20 protein-coding genes are annotated in these 21,533 nt (G+C 31.4%); 5 read left to right on the top strand and 15 right to left on the bottom strand.

The genetic code is table 11. From position 1 onward, the window contains the following. Positions 1-11 precede the first annotated feature (11 nt). Entirely contained in the window at positions 12-653 is a 642-nt protein-coding gene (locus tag MFS40622_RS04895; RefSeq protein ID WP_012980570.1) for a DUF2100 domain-containing protein, read from the bottom strand. After that, entirely contained in the window at positions 643-1,926 is a 1,284-nt protein-coding gene (locus tag MFS40622_RS04890; RefSeq protein WP_012980569.1) for a TIGR00300 family protein, read from the bottom strand. The genes MFS40622_RS04895 and MFS40622_RS04890 overlap by 11 nt, the downstream gene beginning before the upstream one ends. 136 nt (positions 1,927-2,062) lie before the next feature. On the opposite strand from MFS40622_RS04890, the gene MFS40622_RS04885 reads away from it, so the two are divergent. Continuing rightward, a complete protein-coding gene (locus MFS40622_RS04885; RefSeq protein WP_012980568.1) occupies positions 2,063-2,377 on the top strand; it encodes a hypothetical protein in 315 nt (104 codons plus the stop codon). Here the strand turns inward: MFS40622_RS04885 and MFS40622_RS04880 are convergent. After that, positions 2,374-3,672 (bottom strand): pyridoxal phosphate-dependent aminotransferase, encoded by a 1,299-nt coding sequence (locus MFS40622_RS04880; protein WP_012980567.1) that lies wholly within the window; start codon positions 3,670-3,672, stop codon positions 2,374-2,376. The genes MFS40622_RS04885 and MFS40622_RS04880 overlap by 4 nt on opposite strands. 267 nt (positions 3,673-3,939) lie before the next feature. Between MFS40622_RS04880 and MFS40622_RS04875 the strand changes: the two genes are divergently transcribed. After that, positions 3,940-4,842, top strand: a complete 903-nt coding sequence (locus MFS40622_RS04875) for a TIGR00269 family protein (RefSeq protein WP_012980566.1) — start codon at positions 3,940-3,942, stop codon at positions 4,840-4,842. Here the strand turns inward: MFS40622_RS04875 and MFS40622_RS04870 are convergent. The 4 genes from MFS40622_RS04870 to MFS40622_RS04855 are packed head-to-tail and all read right to left on the bottom strand — an operon-like array spanning position 4,839 to position 7,432. Next, positions 4,839-5,846 (bottom strand): MJ1477/TM1410 family putative glycoside hydrolase, encoded by a 1,008-nt coding sequence (locus MFS40622_RS04870; RefSeq protein WP_012980565.1) that lies wholly within the window; start codon positions 5,844-5,846, stop codon positions 4,839-4,841. The two genes, MFS40622_RS04875 and MFS40622_RS04870, sit on opposite strands and share 4 nt — an antisense overlap. A 20-nt stretch (positions 5,847-5,866) precedes the next feature. Next, positions 5,867-6,550 (bottom strand): TrmJ/YjtD family RNA methyltransferase, encoded by a 684-nt coding sequence (locus tag MFS40622_RS04865; RefSeq protein WP_083771414.1) that lies wholly within the window; start codon positions 6,548-6,550, stop codon positions 5,867-5,869. A 4-nt stretch (positions 6,551-6,554) separates the two neighbouring features. Then, complete coding sequence (locus MFS40622_RS04860; protein ID WP_012980563.1) at positions 6,555-6,932, bottom strand: hypothetical protein; 378 nt, start codon at positions 6,930-6,932, stop codon at positions 6,555-6,557. Further along, entirely contained in the window at positions 6,929-7,432 is a 504-nt protein-coding gene (locus MFS40622_RS04855) for a type II toxin-antitoxin system VapC family toxin (protein WP_012980562.1), read from the bottom strand. Before MFS40622_RS04855 ends, MFS40622_RS04860 begins: the two co-directional genes overlap by 4 nt. 166 nt (positions 7,433-7,598) lie before the next feature. Between MFS40622_RS04855 and MFS40622_RS04850 the strand changes: the two genes are divergently transcribed. Continuing rightward, positions 7,599-8,525: a methionine synthase gene (locus tag MFS40622_RS04850; protein ID WP_048197475.1), complete on the top strand. Its 927-nt coding sequence runs from the start codon at positions 7,599-7,601 to the stop codon at positions 8,523-8,525. A 2-nt stretch (positions 8,526-8,527) separates the two neighbouring features. Here MFS40622_RS04850 and MFS40622_RS04845 read toward each other — a convergent pair whose 3' ends face one another. From MFS40622_RS04845 to MFS40622_RS04815, 7 genes are read right to left on the bottom strand one after another with little or no spacing between them, the layout of a single operon-like run. Beyond that, complete coding sequence (locus MFS40622_RS04845; RefSeq protein ID WP_012980560.1) at positions 8,528-10,141, bottom strand: DUF2341 domain-containing protein; 1,614 nt, start codon at positions 10,139-10,141, stop codon at positions 8,528-8,530. 12 nt (positions 10,142-10,153) lie between these two features. Beyond that, positions 10,154-10,687, bottom strand: coding sequence for a hypothetical protein (locus MFS40622_RS04840; protein WP_012980559.1), 534 nt, complete (start codon positions 10,685-10,687; stop codon positions 10,154-10,156). After that, positions 10,684-12,540, bottom strand: coding sequence for a DUF2341 domain-containing protein (locus MFS40622_RS04835; protein WP_012980558.1), 1,857 nt, complete (start codon positions 12,538-12,540; stop codon positions 10,684-10,686). The genes MFS40622_RS04840 and MFS40622_RS04835 overlap by 4 nt, the downstream gene beginning before the upstream one ends. Before the next feature lie 8 nt (positions 12,541-12,548). Continuing rightward, complete coding sequence (gene artD, locus MFS40622_RS04830; RefSeq protein WP_012980557.1) at positions 12,549-13,013, bottom strand: archaeosortase D; 465 nt, start codon at positions 13,011-13,013, stop codon at positions 12,549-12,551. Beyond that, positions 13,003-13,230: a class III signal peptide domain-containing protein, archaeosortase D/PIP-CTERM system-associated gene (locus tag MFS40622_RS04825; protein ID WP_012980556.1), complete on the bottom strand. Its 228-nt coding sequence runs from the start codon at positions 13,228-13,230 to the stop codon at positions 13,003-13,005. The genes artD and MFS40622_RS04825 overlap by 11 nt, the downstream gene beginning before the upstream one ends. Beyond that, complete coding sequence (locus MFS40622_RS04820) at positions 13,227-16,247, bottom strand: PIP-CTERM sorting domain-containing protein (RefSeq protein WP_012980555.1); 3,021 nt, start codon at positions 16,245-16,247, stop codon at positions 13,227-13,229. The genes MFS40622_RS04825 and MFS40622_RS04820 overlap by 4 nt, the downstream gene beginning before the upstream one ends. 14 nt (positions 16,248-16,261) lie before the next feature. Next, positions 16,262-16,714 (bottom strand): hypothetical protein, encoded by a 453-nt coding sequence (locus MFS40622_RS04815; RefSeq protein ID WP_012980554.1) that lies wholly within the window; start codon positions 16,712-16,714, stop codon positions 16,262-16,264. 151 nt (positions 16,715-16,865) lie between these two features. Here MFS40622_RS04815 and MFS40622_RS04810 point away from each other — a divergent pair, with 151 nt between their 5' ends. Beyond that, the gene (locus MFS40622_RS04810; RefSeq protein ID WP_048197474.1) at positions 16,866-17,741 is read left to right on the top strand and encodes a class III signal peptide-containing protein; all 876 of its coding nucleotides are present in this window, start codon (positions 16,866-16,868) and stop codon (positions 17,739-17,741) included. Positions 17,742-17,842: 101 nt separating this feature from the next. Next, on the top strand, positions 17,843-19,567 hold the full coding sequence (locus MFS40622_RS04805) for a CARDB domain-containing protein (RefSeq protein ID WP_012980552.1): 1,725 nt from the start codon (positions 17,843-17,845) through the stop codon (positions 19,565-19,567). 51 nt (positions 19,568-19,618) lie between these two features. On the opposite strand, the gene gatE is transcribed toward MFS40622_RS04805, so the two are convergent. Further along, the gene (gene gatE / locus MFS40622_RS04800) at positions 19,619-21,514 is read right to left on the bottom strand and encodes a Glu-tRNA(Gln) amidotransferase subunit GatE (protein WP_012980551.1); all 1,896 of its coding nucleotides are present in this window, start codon (positions 21,512-21,514) and stop codon (positions 19,619-19,621) included. Positions 21,515-21,533 lie beyond the last annotated feature (19 nt).

Here is a 21,533-nt window from a genome sequence, read left to right as displayed (position 1 = left end):
TCCACCGAAATTTAATCTAAAATTTCATCAGCATCTAATTTTTCAGCATTATAAAGATTTTTAGCTCTCAAATAGAGGAGTTCATCTTTATCATCCTCAACCACAACAAAAATCTTATCTGGTTTATACTTCTCTATAAATCTCTCAACATTCTTCCTTGCTATTTCAACCTTTTTCTTCAATCCTTCCAAAGCTTTTTCTGGAACTCCAATGGCTTTCATATCCTCTATATCCAACATTCCCTCAGTGCATACAACTTTTAAATTAGGATTTTTGTTTTTAAGCTTTCTGAATAACTTTTTATTTGAGACAATGTATAACGCATCTTCACTAATCTCCTTTTCTTCAAACTCAAATCCAAAGTTAGATAGAACTTTATTTAAATGCTCTTGGCATTTTATAATTAGTTTGCAGAATTCTTTAGCTTCCTCTTCATTTAATTCATGTTTTGGAGCTTTTTTATATAAGAAGTCATCCGCCTCAATCAACAAATAAACTGCCTTTTTAAACTCACCAACATCTATCTTTCCTGGCTTTGCATCTTTGTAAGATATTTTTTTATCAGCTTTCTCTACCTTTACCTTAGCTTTTTTTAATTGAGAGATAGTTGAAATCCCCTTTCTTATCAAATCTTTTGAATATTCAGTTCTCATCCTCTCCTCCTCTATTTCCTTCTTTTTTATTTTCTTTCTCTAATTTTTCCAATTCTTCAACCAACATTGGTAAAAAGACACCAACATCAGTAACCACTCCTAAAGCTTGAGAAGTCCCTCTATCCATCAGCTTTGTTACAACTGCTGGATTTATATCAACGCAGATAGTTTTAACCCATGAAGGCAACAAATTCCCAGTAGCTATTGAGTGTAGCATAGTAGATAGCATTAGAACCATATCCTTTCCTTTTAAAAGTTCCCTCATCATTTCCTGAGCTTTAACAACATCGGTAATAACATCTGGTAACGGCCCGTCATCTCTTATACTTCCAGCTAAGACATAGGGGATGTTGTTTTTTATACACTCATACATAACTCCCTCTTTTAAAATTCCCTGCTCTACAGCATTCTTTATACTCCCAGCCCTCATTATTGTATTTATAGCCCTTAAGTGATGGCTATGCCCTCCTGGAACACTTCTTCCTGTCTTTAAATCAACCCCTAAGGATGTGCCATATAAAACGCTCTCTATATCGTGAGTAGCTAATGCATTTCCAGCAAATAAAGCTTGAACATAACCCATCCTAATAAGCTTAGCCAAAGCCCATCCAGCTCCTGTGTGAATTATAGCTGGCCCTGCAACAACTACAATTCCTCCTTCTCCAGTTTTTCTATATTTTTCCCTAATTTCATACATCTCTTTGGCTATCCTCCTAATAATTGTTTCCTTTGGCTTCTCTGAGGATGCATCTGATTTCATAAATTCAAATAGTCCTCCAGCTTCTCTTGGCTTCTCTGGAGGAATAACCCTAACTCCCTTATGCCCAACAACGACCAAATCTCCTTTTTTGATATTTCTAATTGTCTTTACCTCAGCCCTCATTTCATCTGGATAAACTACGATAGCCCCATCCATTTTTTGATTCTCTACCTCTATCCACTTTCCTTTAAATCTAATAAAGGTTTTATGATTGGTAGTTGAATAAAATCCCTCTGGTAAAACCATATCTTTCTCAGCTGGTTGTAACTCAACCTCTTCAATCTCTGGAATTTCAGCTCCTAAATCTCTCAACTCATTTAAAATTTCATCTACATGCTTCTCATCCCTTCCAATAACCAATATCTTTGCATAACTTGGGTCTATCTTCCTCTTACCAATCTCAAACTCCAAAACTTTATAATCTCCACCCATATCCAAAATTTTATCGAAAACCTTTGGTAGGATTAAGCTATCAATAATATGCCCTCTTAATTCAATTTCTCTCATGAACATAAAAATCCCCCAATAAAAATTTATTTTTAGATATTCTAATGGTGTGAGTAATATTTAACAATTGTCATCAAAATCTTTATATATTACTTTGACAGTTTTTAATCCAATTTTTATCTACCTTACAAAGAGGGATAATTTGCATACATTGAGGTTTAAAAAAGATAGAGCGATAAAAATAAGTGAAGAGTTATTTCCAGATGAGTTATGTGAGAGATGTGGGAGATGTTGTATATTGCATGCCTATAAGACAGAGAAAGGTGTTGAGGTAATATATTGCGAACATTTAGACCCAGAAACTAAGTTATGTAAAGTTTATAAAGATAGATTTAAACACGGATGTTTAACTGTAATGGAAGGCATTTTAGCCGGTGTTTTTCCAAAAGATTGCCCCTATGTCAGAAATTTAAAAAATTATGAAGAACCATGGTTTTATAGGCATTTGAGAGATTAATTCTTTAAAAATTCATCTATTTTTTCTGCTAAGGTATCAAATATCCACTCAAACTTTTCATCATCCCTCTCCAACAAAGTAACTCTAAATCCATTAAGTTGAGAGCAGAATGAGGTTAGAGGAACAACACAGATACCAGTTGAAGCCAATAAATAATAAACAAACTTCTTATCTATAGATGCATCTTTTATTTGGTTTTCTATAAACTCTTTTAGTTTTTCATTCTCTATTTTTATTGAGTTATTCCCATTTAAATAGCTGTCTTCAAATACAACAGACATATAGAAAGCTCCATTGGTTCTGTTTGCTATAATACCCTCTAAATCCTTTAATTTTTTATAAGCAGTGTTTGACCTTTTTTCAAAGAACTTATTCCTCTCATTTAAATATTTTTTATAATTTCTATGCCCCATTATCCTTGGAATTGCCATTTGAGGTAGAGTAGTGGAACAAACCTCTATCAACTTGGCTTTGTAAATGCTTTCAACATATCTTTTAAATTCCTCATCCTTATCAGCGTTATAAACCTCTATCCATCCACATCTTGCCCCTGGCCATGGGAGCTCTTTTGATATGCCCTTTAATGATAAACCGCAGACATCATCTATAACCTCACACAGCAAATGCTGTTTCCTTCCATTATAAACTAAGTTACAGTATATTTCATCGCAGATAATGAATAAATCGTATTCATTAGCTAAATCAACAATTTCATCTAAGATTTTTTTTGGATATACTGCTCCAGTTGGGTTATCAGGATTTATAACTAAAATCCCACTAACTGCTGGGTTGTATTTAATCCTCTTCTCCAAATCATCAATATCTGGATACCAATAATTGTAAGGGTCTAAGAAGTATGTTACTGGAAGAGAGCCAGCGTGAGATGCCTCTGCAGAAGAATGGGTTGAGTATGATGGAGAGGGGTTTATAACCCTAATCTGCCTTTTTAATAAACCATAAATCTTTGCTATGGCATCTCCTAATCCATTAAAGAATATGATGTCTTCAGCAGTTATCTGAACTCCTCCTCTTTTGTTTGTCTGTTCAGCTAAGAATTCTCTCGTTTCAACTAAACCCTTAGTAGGGCAGTAAGCATAGGAGTTGTCGTTTTTAACTATCTCTGCTATAATATCTTTAATCCAGTCTGGGATTTTTTCTCCTTTAGCTACAGGGTCTCCTATATTTTCCCATGTTATGTTTATTCCAAACTCCTCTATTTTTTTGGCCACATCTACAATCTCTCTAATTTCATAGCTCAATTCCTTAGCTCCTACATCTATTATGGGATTCCTCATGTTTTCATCTCAAAATAGAACTCTATTTTGTGTGACATTTTAGGTGTAATTTACCATTATTTTGGTAGTATATAAACTTTACTCTTAAAATAGAGTTCTATTTTTTTAGAACTTTCACAGTTTATATATTATAAAAATACTATTGATGCCAAAGACATCATATACGCAACAGTCCTTTATATTGTATAGCATTTAAGCCAACTGCTAATTACTATTAACAAAAAATTAAAAAAATTATTAATAAAAATAAAAATCGCGGTGAAAACAATGGCTAAATGCAAATTTTGTGATAAAGATAGCTACATAAAGCTAAAATCTCCAAAGATGTATCTATGCAAAGAGCATTTTGTTGAATACTTTGAAGATAAGGTTAAAAAATCCATAGAAAAGTATAAGATGATAGATAAAGACGAAAAAATCTTAGTTGCTGTTTCTGGAGGTAAGGATGGGCATGCAGCAGCATGGGTTTTGAAAAAGCTTGGCTACAATATTGAGCTATTCCACATAAATTTGGGGATTAAAGGCTTTTCTGAAGAATCCTTAAAGGCTGTAAATGAGTTAGCTGAAAAATTGGAAGTTCCTCTACATGTTGTTAATTTAAAAGACATTACTGGAAAAACCATGGAGGATATTAGGGGAAAGAAGTGCTCAATCTGTGGAATAACTAAGAGGTATTTGATGAATAGATTTGGTTATGAAAATGGGTTTGATGTTATTGTTACTGGGCATAACTTGGATGATGAGGTATCTTTTATCTTAAATAATATTTTGAATTGGAATATTAGATATTTGGCTAAGCATGAGCCAGTTCTTCCAGCCCATGATAAATTTTTAAAGAAGGTTAAGATATTCTTTGAGATTGAGGAGGAGTTGATTTTAAAGTATGCTGAGGCCGAAAATATCCCATATACAACCGTTGAATGTAAATATGCAGAGAAAGCAATAACTTTAAAACATAGAGCTTATTTAAATGAGTTGGAGAAGGAAAGGCCGGGCATTAAGTATCAATTCCTATCTGGCTATATGAAGAATAGGCATCTATTTAAAGTTGAGGAAGAGGATTTCCAGTTTAGAGAGTGTGAAATCTGCGGAATGACTTCTGCTGGAAGAATCTGCTCATTCTGTAGAGTTTGGAAGCTCTATAAGAAAAAGAAAGAAAATAAAAATTAATTCATCAATTTTAGCCACCATGTATTTAGCTCATCCAACTCTCTATCGGATTTAGCAACATAAGGAATACAGCCATAATTTAAACTTTTATTAATAAAATCTTTAACTCTCTTCAGATTTTCATTTGTTTTTGTTCCATCATCAACGTAATCAACAACTAAAACAAATTTTTTAGAATTTTTTACTTTATCTAAATATTTGGTTCTTTCTTTAATTTCTTCATCTGATTTTTTCTCTGTTTTGTCATAAAACAAATCTTCAACAGCCCATCCAGAAACTGTATTTAATAACTTTCCATGTTTATCGTACTTCAATAATCTTTCACCATTTTGTGGAATTATCATAAAGTAACTATTTGTTTTGTTTCTGCAATAACCGGCTATCTCAACTATAAATTTAATCATCTGTTTTGCTGTGAAATCTTCATCATAGCCATTTTCTGCCCAATATTCAAACTCATCAACCTTATCTAAATAAACTCCACAGAATCCTTGCTGAATAATTTTATCTAAATATCTAAAAATTATTTTCTTCCACTCCGGATGCCAATATTTTACAGCATAACATCCTCTCCATTCCTCATTTTCTTCTCCTAACCACTCTGGTGGATTTTTTAGCCATTCATTATCCCAATAAAATCTGTAATCTTCAGCTTCTCCAATGCTGATATAAGCTATAGGTATTTTCCCACTTTGTTTAAGTTTTTCTATCTCTTCTTTGCTATATTTCCCATTTTCAGTTCCATCTTTTGAATAATCTATAACAATTAAAGTAAAGTTTGAGTTTGCTATTTCATCAATATCTGCATTTTGTAATTGATATGCCCATAAAAATTTTAAATTGTTAGAATTTTTGCTGATATTTATAGGACTCTTCGTATCTCTAATATTATTTTTAGATATTATTTTAGAGGCATCTAAAAAAGAACTATTAAACATAATAAAAAATCCTACAATTAAAATAGTGCAAATTATTATTATTTTTAAAATATAGCCTTTTTCCATGTTCTTTCCCTCCCTTAATTTTACTTAAATGCACTCATTAAAGTCCATGCCTCCTTTCCACTTATAAATGCCCTATTAACCAATCTCTTAAAGATTATTTTGCAGAGTTCTTTTTTATGCTCTGGGATTTTCTCATTTTTGTCTATAAATTCATTAAACTTTTTTATTAATAGCTCTTTATCTTCCTTTGAAGCCTCTCTCATATTTATATCTAAAAACTTATTTCCAACCTTTTTTGCATAAATCTCATATAAGATAACTGCAACTGCATGGGATAAATTCATAATTGGATACTTTTCAGATGTTGGTATTGAAACTAATAAATCACATTTATCTATCTCCTCATTCCTTAACCCGTCATCCTCTCTACCAAAAACAATTCCTACATTTCCTTTAACCTCTAAGATTTTATCTGCCAACTCTTTTGGTGTTATTGGAACTCTTTTTAAGTTTCTATCTCCTCCTCTTGCTCCAGAGGTTGCTATAACAAAATCTAAATCCTCTATTGCCTCATCAAAGGTTTTGTAGAATTTGGCATTGTCTAAAATCTCTCTTGCATGGACAGCCATCATATAGGCTTCATTATTTATTATACTTCTATCTCCAACTATTCTAAGCTCTTCAAATCCAAAATTCATCATAACCCTTGCTATACTACCAACATTTCCACTGTATTTTGGGTTAACTAAGATGACAGAAATCATCATATCACTGTTTCTCTTTCTTTTTCAGCTTATAATAGTGATATTCGACGGTTTTTAAGTTTATACCAGTAATTTCAGCAATTTCCTTAGGTGTTTTGTCCAGATACTTTTTAACAATCTTATCTACGTTTGTAGGTCTTCCAGTCTTTGGCTTTATTGGAATAACTTCAACATCAACTCCTTCCAAAGCCTTTATAATCTTTTTTGAGCTTCTTTTATATTTTGATTTTGGTAGATATATCTTCTTTGGTTCGCAGCTTTCTAACAAAGCTATAGCTACATCCCTATTTAGCTCTAAGTTTATATAAATCTCTTCCTCATTTTCACAGTTTTTAATCTTTTCAATCAATTCTTCTTTTGTTTTAGCTCTTAACTTTTTCATACTCTCTTCCTTTTCTTTTTTAATCTTGATTTAACCATTTTTCTTTTTAAAGGGCTACCACAAATCTCACAAACATCAGCATCATAATCTGCTGGATAGAGCTTTTTACAACCCTCACAAACCTTCCTCCAAACAAAATCCTTATCTGTTGGTTTAAAGGCAATACCTTTAACTTCGATATTTAATTTTTTGGCAACATTTTGAATGCCGTAATCGTCAGTATATAGTATGGCGTTTAAATTTAAAGCTAAGGCTAAGATACCAATATCTTGTTGAGATAATGCATCTCCAGTTTTTTTAACTATCTCTTCAACCTTTTTTATACTCTCTTCATCTGGACTCATTATCTTTAATTTTCCAAAACTTAAAGCTTGTTCAACAATGATTTTCATGGATTCAATCTCTTCTAAAACCTCTGGGGTTGTGTAATGCTCTCCCTCCTCTATAACTGGGTTATATCCGTGGATGATAGCTGAAGCATCTAACACTTTAGGTTTCATAATTTCACTCCTATAAAATGTTAAATAATTTTTAAGGTTAATTTTAATTATAAATTTAGGACTTTCACAGTTTATATATTAACTTGGAACTTAGATGCCTTTGGGCATTAATTTTCATTATAAAAATTATATTTCTGTAAAAGTCCTAAAACTCTTGGTGATGTTTATGATAACAACTGTTGTTGGTAGTTATCCAGTGGTTAAAAAAGAAGAAACATTCTTAGATAAAGTTAAAAAAGCTTTTGGATTGTATGATGAATATAAATATGCCATTGAGAGGGCTGTTAAAGACCAAGTTAAGGCTGGAATTGATATTATAAGTGATGGGCAAGTTAGAGGAGATATGGTTGAGATTTTCACAAACAACATGTATGGCTTTGATGGAAAGAGAGTTGTTGGTAGGGTAGAATTTATAAAACCAATAACATTAAAGGATATCTTATATGCTAAGAGCGTAGCTAAAAAACTCAACCCTAACGTTGAAGTTAAGGGCATTATAACAGGGCCTTGCACTATAGCAAGTTCTGTTAGAGTTGAGAGCTATTACTCAGATAATAGGGATGAAAATCTAATCTATGATATTGCCAAAGCCCTTAGGAGAGAAATTGAGGCAATAAAAAACCATGTCCCAATAATACAGATTGATGAGCCAATACTATCAACTGGTTTATATGATTTTGAGGTTGCTAAGAAGGCTATAGATATTATAGTTGAGGGTTTAAATATAACCTTTGCCATGCATGTTTGTGGAGATGTACATAATATTATTGATGAGCTTAATAGATTCAACGTAGATATATTAGACCATGAATTTGCCTCAAATAGAAAAAATTTGAATATCTTAGAGAGTATAGAAAAGAAAGTAGGCTTTGGTTGTATAAATACAAAAGTTAAAAAGGTTGAAAGTGTTGAAGAGATAAAGAGCTTAATAGAAGAGGGCATTGAAATACTAAAAAACAACGAAAAATTGAATAAAAATTTATCTGAAAATATTTTAATAGACCCAGATTGTGGTATGAGGTTGTTACCAATAGATGTAGCTTTTAATAAGTTAAAAAATATGGTTGAGGCGTCTAAACTTATAAAAATATAAAATTAGTTTTCTTCTATAATTGGCTTATAACCTACTGAACCCCAACTATCTGTTTTATTTGTATATAGACCGATTATAGAGTAAGAACCATTATAAACTAATGTGTATTGGGCGGGGTTTCCATAGTATATAGTTCCAGTGAAAGTTTTTGGTTTTTCTTCTTTATAATAATCTACACTTTCTTCAGATCCAATATTTAGAACTTCTATGTTGTTTATGTCTTTTAAAAGTATCCAATCTACTGTAACATTGGTGTTTGATGTTTCTCCAGATGGAGGAAGTGCATTTATAGATATTGGGTAATTTATTCTGTTATCTACAGCAGTATACGTTTTAGTATATTCGGGATTTAGTGTATCATTTAATATGTAAAAAGTGATATCCCCATCTAATTTGTCTCTAAGTATATCATAAATATAAAATTTGTTTAGATATTTATCCCCATTTGGAACCTCACTTAACCCTTCGTCAGTATTATTGACTCTTGTATATAGTTTAGCACCACTTCCCCAATCATATACCTCCCATCCAATACCATTAGTATCACTCAACGGAGTAAAAAACCCAACTACCTGAGCATGAACTGGAGTGAAATTAGCCCTAAACATTAACTCATATCCAGTTCCATAAGTTTGTTTTGTATATACACTTGACCCAGCCCCAGCTATAACTGTAATGTTACTATTGTTTATTAAAAACTCTCCAACAGAATCCCATACATTTGGATTGAAATAATCAAAATCGTCAAATAATATAAACGTTGCATCGGGATTTTGCCTATCAATTGGGGTTGTAGAATTGTAAAAAATTTTTAGTTGATTTCCATTAAATAGTTCGTTTCTACTTGCTCTAACCCATATTATAGAAATTTCATCACTACCTTTTCTCCACGTTTGTACCCAATATGGTAAGACAATATTCCATCTACTACTTGTTGAATTCCATCCCACTACTCTCAACTCTGTATGTGATTGAGGATTATACATGTGGTCATAGTGGAAATTAGATTTATTTAATTCTATATAAAATATATGATAGTCGTTATCATTAAATCCAGTTAACGTTACAGTTACAGCATTATGCCATACATAATAAAACTTGTTCAAATAGACATAAGGGTCTGGAATTCTTGATAATTTTATGTCTTTGTCAATAGTTATAGGTTTTAAGGCAATTAACTCCCCATTATTTAGTTTCTTTTTATATTGTAGATCCACCTCACAGTAAAGGTGTATGAGTAAAGGATCACCAGTTGGATAAATCTTAACAGACGTAACATTGTAAGATATGTTTGATGATTTTTCATCTACACATTCTAATGATTTATTTATTCCATTTTTTATATATGTAGTTATATACATAATTGCATCATAGGAATTGTCAAAAAACTTCCTTTCTTTCATTATCGTATAGCTTGCATTCACAAAGGCATCTTCAACGATTTTATCTATATTCCTATTTAAAGTATTAACTAAATTTTTCTCATATAAACTTTCTTTTTTTATATTCATCTCATCTTCTATAGCCTTTGTTTTGTAGTTGATAGTTGCATAGAACACCGAAGATATTACAAACATTAGCATAACTAAAACTATTGCATTTTGTGAGAAGTACATAACAATCCCCTTTTAGTTCTCAAAGATGTATAATTCAACTCTTGATGAGGTTATATTTTTTGATAGATAAACTGGCATATGGATTTCATAATTTACATACTTTTGATAGTTGTATGCTTCATCATAATCCATAAATCTTTCCTTTGAAATATTTATATCATTTTCGTTACCATATATAACATACCACCCTTCACTTCTGTTTAAAGTTAAGACAGCTAAAATATATACATCTTTATGATTCTCTCCAGCAGATTTATTTATTAGAAGATGGTTGTCTATATAAAGTAAATAGTTTTTGAATGGGATCCTTTCTTCTAAAAGTTCCTTAGCTTCATTAGTTTTGTTGAAATAATATAGAAGAACAGCATCTTGTAGGGTTCCATCTTCCGATAAATGTTCCATTGTGCTTATTCCTTTATCAAAAACGTAATCAGATTTTATAATATCAACATAGTTGTTGTTATGTTCTACAACAGATACTGTCCAATATGCCATTCCAATAAGTAGAATTGCTGTTCCAATAGCCAAATCTATGCTATTAATCATGGTTTCACCATAATGGTGACATTTTCAGGAGCTAAAGTTACATAGTAAAAATTACTTTCTTCAGCAGTCTCTATTAAAAATTCTACAGGTAGTGGAGAACTTAGAATCCTTATCTCATTTATTCCCGTTTTTAAGTTTGGAGTTATATCTATAGGCTTAAGAATTGAAGTTAATGGTTTTTCATATACGTATCCATTTACGGAAAATACTACATTAGATGATAATAAAGTTACATTTGGTTCTGGTTCATAATATGGTCTAACAAACACCCAATCAATGCTTATATTTCCATTCTGTTCAGATTCAGGAACAGGATAGTATCCATACTTTGTAGTGCTATCATACTCTCTCGCATAAAATGATACATTACATCCCAATGTGTATATGTTTGAGTATATTGTTTTATATATTTTATCATCAATTATAAAATTAACTGAACTTCCTCCATTTCTTTGAATTTCATAAGTGTGCCAGTTACCATACAAATCTGGATTCTGCAGAACTATATAACTAATATGATCCTGATCCCATATTGAAGATTCAACCCTTAGCCATTCTCCTCCCCAGTGATAGTTTGATATAATTTCTCTATTAAACTTATTATTATCCCCATAATAGAACCCTCCCCACTCTTCATATCTTTTGTGGAAATTTGCACGGAATCTTACCGAATAGTTTGTTGGATACTGAGACTTCGTTGCAATATAAAACTCATATTCGTTAGGATTTTCAGGGTTATAATAATTGTAATCCAAACTTAAATATGTATAGTTTATTCCATTTTCATAAGTGTCGTTTATAAACAGTGGGTTGTTGAAGTTATGATTCCATTTATTCAAGTTTCCTTCTGAAAAATCATCGAAAAATAATGGGAAAGTATTTTCTCCATCGGCAGCTGATTCTGCATTTGGATTTCCATAAAGCATGTAAATTATTTTATGCTCATTTGGACCTAAATTCACTCTTACCCATGCTACTGTATGGGTTGTATTTATAGTGTTTGGCTCTATCCAATAACTTAAAGGATTTCCATTTTCATCGACAAATCTTACATCTCCACAGTCGTTTCTCATTTCTCCTTCTTTTATATATGTTTGAGAATCAAACACCACTTTTACGTCATAATCCTGTAAAGGAGTATCTAAACTATTCACTATTAATATAGGGGATGCATACTTCCAATTCTCCCAATTTATAAAAGGATTTTTATTCTTTATAATAATTTTTGCAGATGCTGAAACAACTGGTTTATCAACTTTAAAGTATATATGGTCACCATTACATCCATAAAGATATAAAGAAGTTCCATGACTAACACCAGTTATTTTTGGAATGTAGAGGTTTTCTTTAAAGCATACTACATCATTTGTAAAACTACTCGGAATATTGTAATTCTTATATACATTTGAATATATATAATAATCAATAATCTTACCACTATCATTGTATTCGAGTGTTATCTTCTTTAATGAAAAGTTGTTATACTCTCCACTTATATTATCCAACATTTCATCGTAGATATTTGGATATATTATATAGTAAAAACTACCATTCACTTCACTGAAGTTGTTTATCGGATCAAATGTTTTTTCTTCAATATTCAGTTCTTTGGTAAAGTTCTCTATATAACTACTGTTATAGTTTCCAGGAAATTCATATTTTTTTAAATAAAAGTCTTTTAGCAATAATGCTTTATGGAACTTTTCAGTATCTTTCTTTTCCTCTAATGCTGTGAGCATATTATGGCTATAGACCATGTACCCTATATAAAAAATACTCAAGAAGATGAAGGCAATTATTATTGCCTCATAAGTGAATATATATCCTCTTTTTGAGATAATTTTTTTAAACATCCTATCCCTCACTTGAACATGATTATTTTCTTTATTTTTAATAAATATATCCAAAGCCAGTTTAGCAGCAAAGCTATTGGAAAGATAATAAAGCTTATGACATCATGAACAATGTTATAATTCAATATATTTGAATAATGTATTATTAAGATTATCCTCAAAATATTCGAAATAGTGATAATTAAAAGCCCCAATACTGAATATGAGATTTTATATTTAACAGGAACACCTGGCGTTCCAAATATATAACCTAAAAATAAAGCCATTTCTAACGAACATGTGCATGGTGAGCTAATTTCTATAATACCATTCCCTACAATAATTGCATTTTTGTAAAAATTCAAATTTAAAAGTTTGGAAAGAGCTATTGTTAATAAATCCATTATACTTCCTTCTAACATTTTTAAGATACAATAAAACATAAAAAAATATATTAAAAATCTAATTATGTATATGATGTTTTTATTGCCCATTCAATGCCCTCTTAACTTTATATATGATATCCAATGCCTTATTCTTTGCGACTAATGTTATATTTTTTGAAATACTTTCTGATGTTGTAGAACCTCTTGTAACTGATTTTAGATAATAAAATCCAACCATAGACGCTACAACTACAATGACTCCCAACAATAACGCCAATTCTAAAGATAATTGTGCCCTATTAGATGTTGTTTTTCTAAATATCATTTTAATCCCCTTATAATTTGTAAGAAGCAGAACAATGTTGAAATAATAACTAATATTTCAATATATGGCGGTATTGGGACACTATGAATGAACGATTTTCCTACATTTATTAATTTAGTTCTTGAATCTGAAAGCCCATCATTATCTATAACTGTCAAAGTAACTGCATATACTCCCTCTTTTTCATATTTGTGAATTGTAATAGGGCTTGTTGTAGTTGTTATATTTCCATCTCCAAAGTTCCAGATATATTCGACAATATGTCCATCTTTATCATACGATTTAGATGCATTAAACTCTACTGTAGTTCCATTTATTATATATGTAAAGTCAGCAACTGGAGGATATTTTGGAGTAGGTGAGACTATAACAATCTTTGTTACACTATCTGTTAAGTTTGTATCACTTTTAACAGTTAAGGTTACAAAATATGCTCCTTCCTTATTGTATGTATGAATAGGATTTCGTTCCGTTGATGTACTACCATCTCCAAAATTCCAATACCAGCTAACAATTTTTCCAGGAGCTACATATGACTTATCTTCAAATTTTACAGTGCTACCATTTATTTCATATGTAAAGTTAGCTAATATCCCAGCTACTAATATTTGTTTAGATATTGAAGCACTTGCATTATATTTGTCAAAGACGGTTAAAGTAACAGTGTAGTAACCTGGATTTGTATATTTATGGTGTATTATTGATTCTGTAGTATTAACAACCGTCCCATCCCCAAAGTTCCAGGTATAATATGCAATTTCACCTTCAGGGTCGTAAGATTGTGAAACAAATGTTACATCCTCATTAGGTTCAGGAACATTTGGATAATACTTAAATTGAGCTACTGGTGGTCTATTTATTACACTAAACTTAACAGTTGTTGAGTTAATTCCCCCCATTCCATCCCAAACTACTAATTTGGCAGTGTAATTCCCTATAGGGAAACTTTTAGATATGGTGGTTAATTCATTTGATGAGTAATTCCATACAATATTTCCAGAGGAATCATAAACTGTTAAATTGAATCCATAAATTTTTGCCATTGGAGAGGTTGAGGGTATATTATAGTATCCAATTACCTTACCATAGTAATTATATTCTGGAATAGCTCTGCCTGCATCTGGGTCGTAGCTATTTATTGGATTAAATACAATGGTATCTTTATAACTTGCAGGATTTGGATAAACATAGAGTTTAGCTATTGGGTTTCTATTGTCAATTATATATACTATTTTCATGTTTTGTGCAGTAGATACACTCATATATATTTGATAAACCCCTTCTGAAGTATAGATATGATTGAAAGTATAAGGAGAACGTTTAGGTTTTATCCAAGTACTGCTACCATCTCCAAAATATATATGGTGCCATAAGTATGTCCATGATACAGGCTCGACTATTGTTATATTAATTGGATAATTAGTAGGTGCTATTGTAGGAGAAGCATAAATTTGAGGATAGCTACTGTAACCTCCCACTCCAATTGGTGGGGGGATTCCAACCTCAATATTTCCATTTTCATCTACAATAAGCACGTGAGGGTAATACAATCCACGTGAAGAATATCTATGAGTAGGACTTTTTTCAAATGAACAGGTTCCATCTCCAAAACACCACATTATAAATATTGGATTCCCATAAGGAGAGCAGTCAAATTTAACATTTTCATTTACATTAACTTCAGTTTTATCAGCAGTCGCTGTTATATCAATGTAATACCCATCTTTTAATTTTACATTTAATTTTGGTGTTGAAATCACATCTGAGTAATAGTATAGATTAACAGTGTGGTTTTCTCTATTATATTCATAATCATATGAAGTTTTATCATGAGTAGGTGAAGGATAAAAATTATATCTTGTATTTCCCACATCACCAACTACTATGAAGTTTAAAGTATCTGATTTCCACCAACTTCCTGCTCCATAACTCATCCAAAAGAACGGCCACATAAATGGAAATTTATATTGATGATATGATGGAGTGAAATATGATTTAAATGTATAAGCTGTCTCTGTTCCATCTCCAAAATCCCACTTCCAATATAATCCCCAAGCTCCACTCATTTCGAATTTTATAGTGTCATTAACTTTGTAGGTTATTTTGTATGGATTAGTGTAGGCGTTTCCCCTATTATCGTTATCGTCTCCAGAGCTGTTATAAACATAAGTATATGCCTCCCCATTATAGTGGCTTGGGCCAGTAACCCAGTATATATATCCTCCTCTTGGTCTATTTACCTTAATTCCTTCATCTAAATAACCAACCATCACCCTTCCAGAATCGTCAATAACCAAAACTCTTGGGTAGTAAAATCCTGCTTCACTATACGTGTGCTCCGGAGACCTTTCAAAAGAAAATGTTCCATCTCCAAAACTCCACACACAGAATATTATATTTCTACTAACTGAAAAATTAAATTTAACAGTATCCCCCTCTACAATATCATCTCTGCTGACATTTACAATCACTGGAGTTGTGTCTACACTTAAACCATTAAATTCAGTGTTTACTGTAGTTTCTGAATAGTATTTTATTACAACAGTGTTATTTGAAGCATTATAATAAACATCCCAACTTGTTTTTGAATTTGAAGGACTACCGTTGAATATATATTTAGTGTTTGCTACATCTCCAACAACAAGCCAATTGTAAGTTAAAGCTTTTGAATATCCTGTATTATTTAGATAGCCACACCATGCTACTGGGTAAGGAAATGGAAATGTATATTTATGAGTAACTATTTTATTAGACCCATAATTCGTCTCACTCAAGTCACCGAAATCCCACTTAACAACCCCATTGTTTAGTATATCCTGAGCTACAGAATTTGGAGCTAAAGCTTCAAATGTTAAAGTGTCGTTTACATTGTATGCAATAATACTGGAATTTGTATTATAAACTCCAGAACTGTTGGTTATGTTCATAGTGTTGGGATGTATAACAATAATATAACCATTTACCATTGAGATTGCAATAAGGATAATTACTGGCATTAGAAGCTTTAAAATTTTCATAATGGTCACCAAATTTATGTTATGTTTATTATCAACTCCTTACGTATTGTTACATTATTTTTTCCAATGGTTGCAGTTATGCTTATATTTTTCCCTATATCAACAGGAGCATTATTTACAGTATCTCCAGAAATTACAACACCGTTATCTGTTGGGGCAAATATAACAAAGGTTTCAAAATTTACATTAATAATCTTATCCGAAACATGTATTGTATACCCTAAATCACCAATAGGTTTTAATTTTAAAACTATTGTTTCATTTTTTGTATAGGAGAGGATTGCATAGTTTTCAAATGTATCCGCAATACTATACATCCTATCAACTATCAAAGCATCTGTAGTGTTATTTGTGAATGTAAGTACATTGTAATAAATAAACACCGAAACCAGCATTAAAAATAATACTGCAAGTATAAAATCAATAGATAACTGCCCCCTTTTTTTTATTATTTTGTCTTTGTACATATTGAACCTCTTTTTTGTTATTTGGCTTATTTTATATTTATATAGTAGTTGCAATACATATAATAAATATATGGCACTAACATGTTTATATTTCTCATTGAAATTATTATATTTGTATATTTCGACATTATTATATACTTGGGGTGAAATTATGAAGAAAGCCCAAATCTCACTTGAATTTATACTTTTAATTTTTGGAATTATATTAATTGGAGTGATTGTATCATCCTACGTAGCTAATTCAGCAGGAATTACTAAATTTCTTGGAAATTCAACATACAGTACTAAAAAAATAACATATAAAGGATTTGGAGCGATAAATGGTATTGAAAATGTCGCAATATCAGGCACTACAAATACAACAACCCCAAATAACGAAAGTTCAGGGTTAGTTAATGAGTCCAACAATATTTCAGGATTTGCAAGAATTCTATTTGTTGGTGAGGCTCCTCCATCAAATTTAGATTACAACTCTTATGGAGATATCCGATATACGGATAATGTGGATATTACAACTCGGGGGGGAAATACTCTAATAATTAAACCTAAAGGTAGCCCTGATGAAAAATATATAGTCTATTTTGTAGATGGTGTGGTAGATTATCCAAATATTGAGTTTTGGGCTCAGGGAAAACATACTCTGGAAATATACAATGTTAAAATAATCCCTGAAGGCATATATGTGAAATTTATTGTAAAGGGAATTCCACTACCCCAGATAATTACGATTAGAGACATTAAATATATCAAAGGTGTCGATGGAGTAAATTTTGAAATTAGTGGAGGAGGTAAGAAAACAGATGCTGAGATTTATATATCTAACACTAATATATCAACGTTTGACATTAATAATTTAGAAAGAACCTCTGGAGAGATAATACTCACAATTGAAAATAGTGAAATTGATAATCTTGAGGGATATCCTGATTTTAACAATTACTCTGGAAATAATCCTATAACTATAATCATAAAAAATAGTTGGATTAATGGGAAGTATGTGACATATTACACCAAAAAAATCGAATAATAATATTTAGTAAGTTGTTAATACCTTAGAAGAAGAAAAAAGCTATATAAAAGACTAAAAAGATATATGATAATATAAATGGTTCTATTTGGGTGGTTTATATGATAATCACTAAAAGAAAGGGACAACTCTCTTTGGAGTTTATTTTATTGATTTTAGGTTTGATGGTTGCAGGGACTGTTGTTTCTATGGGATTAGTTGAGCAAAGCCCAAAATTCCTTGGAAATGAAGCTTCAAATATTAAAAAAGAATCAATGGGGGCATTTGTAACAGAAGCAAAATTTGATTCTGCTAATTCCGACACGATAATTAATGACAGTAATCCACAGCCTAAAACAAATGAAACCAATGAAACTGAAGAGCAATCAACCCCTCAAGATAAACAAGAACTTCCCGACTTAACGCCGATAAGTTTAATAGTTGCCTACACCAATGGAACTAAAATTTGCCATTACTGCAAAGAGCATGTGCAAAATAGTGGAGAGAATCAGCAACTACAAAATCAGTTCAGACATGGGTGCTGTAAAAATAATACCCAAGTGAAGATATCTACAGTTATAAAAAATGTGGGTAATGCATCGGCAGGACAGTTTGTAGTAGCATTATACGACAATGATGAAAAAGTAGCAGAACAGACAATATCTGGTTTAGGAGTAAATGACACTACATCTGTTATATTCAACTATATAATATCAACATCAAAAGGTTGCAAAAATCAGCATCAATACCAAAACCATGGAGCAAACTCTCAGCAACAATATCAGCATCATGGCTGTGGTGGAGGAATATATGAGCATACAATTAAAATCGTAGTGGATGAATATAACTCAGTAAATGAATCAAATGAAAATAACAATGAGATAAGTGTGGAAATCAATATAACTAAAGGACATGGACATCATGGACATGAAGATGCAAATAAAGAGATAAACAGTGGAATTGCCAGTGACTTAAAAATATACATAGGGGGATATGCATTTGGAGAAATTACAAAAGATATTATTTCTGGCGGAAAATATATTTCTGGAAACATTAATGAGAAAATAAAAGGTGGTGGAAAAGTAGGTAAATATAATGTAAATGGAACAATTAGCGGGAAAATAAAAGTTAATGGGAATTCAAAATTATATCTCGGTAATCTTTATTCAATAAATGCCTTAACTTTAACACCTGAAGGAAATTCTGAGACACATATTAAAGTTCCAGAAATAGGAACACTAGAAATTAAAGGTATCAAGGGATATAGTTGGTTAGAATTAAAGGGTTCTAAGGTAAATACTATAAAAGTTACAAAGCATATTGAAGGAAATGGTTACTTTATGTGTCAAGAAGATACAATTGATTATATGTATATTAGTTCAATAAAAGGATACGCTATATTAGACCTTATCAAAAATAAAATTGATAATCTTTGCATAAATAGAGTTGAAGGAAATGCATATATGTATATATCCTCTTCAGACATTAGTAAGTTAAGGATATCTGATAGTTTAAAAGGATATTCGACACTAAATATTTGGGACGGATGCGAGATTTCAGAGGTTTATATAAAAGGTATGCAATCAGATTCAACATTAATTATAGGTGATTCAAAAATTAACAAACTCACGATTAATGGAAATATGGGATATGATGCAGTTATTTACATAAATAATGCAAATATTACAACTTTGCATGTAAAAAGAATGAATTGGGGAGCAATAATAGAAATAACTAACTCAAATGTTGAAAATATAATCATAGATGAGAAAAACAAAAATGGAGCAAAAATTATTATAGACGAAAATAGTAAAGTAGGAAATATTGAAATTAAAAAAGAAATATAAATTCTAACCTAAAATTTTAATTTTACTATTTTTAAAATGAAATTTAAAGTATTAAATAAACTCCTTTAGCTTTTCTCTCAATATATCATTAACTAACTTTCCATCTGCTTTTCCTCTTAATTTTGCCATACATCTACCCATTAGAAATCCATAAGCTTTTTCTCCTTTTTCTTTAACTACATCTAAGTGATCTTTTATAATTCCTTCAATAATCTTTTCTACTTCTTCTTTAGATAAGCCCTTCAATCCTTTAATTTCCAAAATCTCATCTATGCTTTTATCTGGATACTCACAAAAACCTTTTAAAACTTCAATAATTCCCTCTTTAGCTATTTTTCCTTCAGATAATGCTCTAAATGTATCTTCTAAATGTCTATCTTCTAATTTGTCTATATCATACCCTTCTCTTTTAATCTCTTTTAATGTTCCCTCTAAAGTTGTAGCAATTAAAACTGGCTTAACATTTTTGAATTTCTTACAAAGCTCTTCAAATAAATCAACGTAATAGCTTAAAACCATTTTTCTTGCTAATTCATCATTCAACTTATACTCATTCTTAAACCTCTCAAATTTCTCCTCTGGAAGTTCTGGTAGATTAGCTTTAATCTCTTCAATAAACTCTTTCTTTATAACTATTGGAGGTATATCTGTTTCAGGATACATTCTTGCAGCTCCTGGTAGAGGTCTTAAATAGGATGTATTTCCATCCTCTAAAGCCCTCCTTGTTTCCTCTGGAACTCCAATCAATGCCTCTTTAGCCCTCTCTATTACTGCCTCTAATGCCTTGTCTACCTTGCTTTCTTCATCTGCAACAATAATTACAGCATCTAGTTCATCTGCATTAACGAACTCTCTAAGTTTTTTAACCTCTTCCTCTGTAATGCCATATTTTGGCAATTCATCTGTGTGGAACAATCCACCAACTCCAGCTATAACTTTGGCTCTATCAGAGAACTCAGTACCTAATCTTCTTCCTGGCTGAATTTCCATCCCAACTAAACCTGCAAAACCCTTTAATAAAACTGCCTTAACTTTTCCATTCTTTTTCTTTAAGGCATTTTGTATAATCTTTGATTTGCAGTCTTTAAATATCTCTGTAACATCAAATATTTCTTCAATAACCTCTGCATTTCTTTCTCTTAATTTATCTCTAATCTTTAATAAGTTTAGCTGCCTTATCACTTCATTCTCTACAACCTTTTCAATTAAGTCTAAGTCTTGGACTCCCTTAACCTCTATTCTTGCCCCATCTTTAATTGATATATTAATATCTTGCCTTATTGTCCCTAAACCTCTCTTAACTTTCCCTGTAGCTCTCAATATCTCTCCAATTCTTCTCGCTGCCTCTTTAGCCATCTTTGGAGTCTTTATGTCAGGAGCTGTTGAAATCTCAACCAATGGAATTCCCAACCTATCCAAGTTATAAACAACTGCATCTCCTCTATCCTCTATCTTTCTTGCCGCATCCTCCTCTAAACATAAGCTTGTTATCCCTACTTTACCTTCAGATGTCTCTATATAACCATCCCTTGCTAAAAATATAGTCCTCTGAAATCCAGAAGTGTTTGAACCATCAATAACTATCTTTCTCATTGTGTATGCAACATCAACCACATTCATATTCATCAATAAAGCAACCTCTAACGCTATCTTTAAAGCCTCTTCACTTGGTGGATGTGGAGGTTCTTCATCTAACTCAACCAAACACGTTGTGTCATTATAAAATTGATAAATAAACTTCTTCCCTTTCCTTGCCTCAATTAAAGCAGCTCTATCAACCTCTCCCATCTCACTCAATGAAGGCCTTAAAACTCTAACAATCTCTCCATCTGGCTCATCATCCCTCAAAATTGTAGGACAGTGGCAGAATAACTTTCTCTTTGTATTTAACTGTTGATGAATCTCTAACCCAACCTTTAATCCTATTTTTTCATAGTCAATTTCCATTTTATCACCAAATTGATTG

This window comes from Methanocaldococcus sp. FS406-22 (assembly GCF_000025525.1).
Classification (GTDB): domain Archaea; phylum AGJL01; class Methanococci; order Methanococcales; family Methanocaldococcaceae; genus Methanocaldococcus.
Note: the sequence above shows the minus strand (reverse complement) of the source record. Positions and strands in the feature narration are given on the sequence as shown.

Bases quoted from the DNA above. Each gene is read 5' to 3' on its own strand.
- MFS40622_RS04870 (WP_012980565.1), bottom strand. From the start codon at position 5,846: ATGGAAAAAGGCTATATTTTAAAAATAATAATAATTTGCACTATTTTA.
- MFS40622_RS04820 (WP_012980555.1), bottom strand. From the start codon at position 16,247: ATGAAAATTTTAAAGCTTCTAATGCCAGTAATTATCCTTATTGCAATC.
- MFS40622_RS04825 (WP_012980556.1), bottom strand. From the start codon at position 13,230: ATGATATTTAGAAAAACAACATCTAATAGGGCACAATTATCTTTAGAA.
- MFS40622_RS04845 (WP_012980560.1), bottom strand. From the start codon at position 10,141: ATGTACTTCTCACAAAATGCAATAGTTTTAGTTATGCTAATGTTTGTA.
- gatE (WP_012980551.1), bottom strand. From the start codon at position 21,514: ATGGAAATTGACTATGAAAAAATAGGATTAAAGGTTGGGTTAGAGATT.
- MFS40622_RS04850 (WP_048197475.1), top strand. From the start codon at position 7,599: ATGATAACAACTGTTGTTGGTAGTTATCCAGTGGTTAAAAAAGAAGAA.
- MFS40622_RS04815 (WP_012980554.1), bottom strand. From the start codon at position 16,714: ATGTACAAAGACAAAATAATAAAAAAAAGGGGGCAGTTATCTATTGAT.
- MFS40622_RS04890 (WP_012980569.1), bottom strand. From the start codon at position 1,926: ATGTTCATGAGAGAAATTGAATTAAGAGGGCATATTATTGATAGCTTA.
- MFS40622_RS04840 (WP_012980559.1), bottom strand. From the start codon at position 10,687: ATGATTAATAGCATAGATTTGGCTATTGGAACAGCAATTCTACTTATT.
- MFS40622_RS04895 (WP_012980570.1), bottom strand. From the start codon at position 653: ATGAGAACTGAATATTCAAAAGATTTGATAAGAAAGGGGATTTCAACT.
- MFS40622_RS04875 (WP_012980566.1), top strand. From the start codon at position 3,940: ATGGCTAAATGCAAATTTTGTGATAAAGATAGCTACATAAAGCTAAAA.
- MFS40622_RS04835 (WP_012980558.1), bottom strand. From the start codon at position 12,540: ATGTTTAAAAAAATTATCTCAAAAAGAGGATATATATTCACTTATGAG.
- MFS40622_RS04855 (WP_012980562.1), bottom strand. From the start codon at position 7,432: ATGAAACCTAAAGTGTTAGATGCTTCAGCTATCATCCACGGATATAAC.
- MFS40622_RS04860 (WP_012980563.1), bottom strand. From the start codon at position 6,932: ATGAAAAAGTTAAGAGCTAAAACAAAAGAAGAATTGATTGAAAAGATT.
- MFS40622_RS04805 (WP_012980552.1), top strand. From the start codon at position 17,843: ATGATAATCACTAAAAGAAAGGGACAACTCTCTTTGGAGTTTATTTTA.
- MFS40622_RS04880 (WP_012980567.1), bottom strand. From the start codon at position 3,672: ATGAGGAATCCCATAATAGATGTAGGAGCTAAGGAATTGAGCTATGAA.
- artD (WP_012980557.1), bottom strand. From the start codon at position 13,013: ATGGGCAATAAAAACATCATATACATAATTAGATTTTTAATATATTTT.
- MFS40622_RS04865 (WP_083771414.1), bottom strand. From the start codon at position 6,550: ATGATTTCTGTCATCTTAGTTAACCCAAAATACAGTGGAAATGTTGGT.
- MFS40622_RS04810 (WP_048197474.1), top strand. From the start codon at position 16,866: ATGAAGAAAGCCCAAATCTCACTTGAATTTATACTTTTAATTTTTGGA.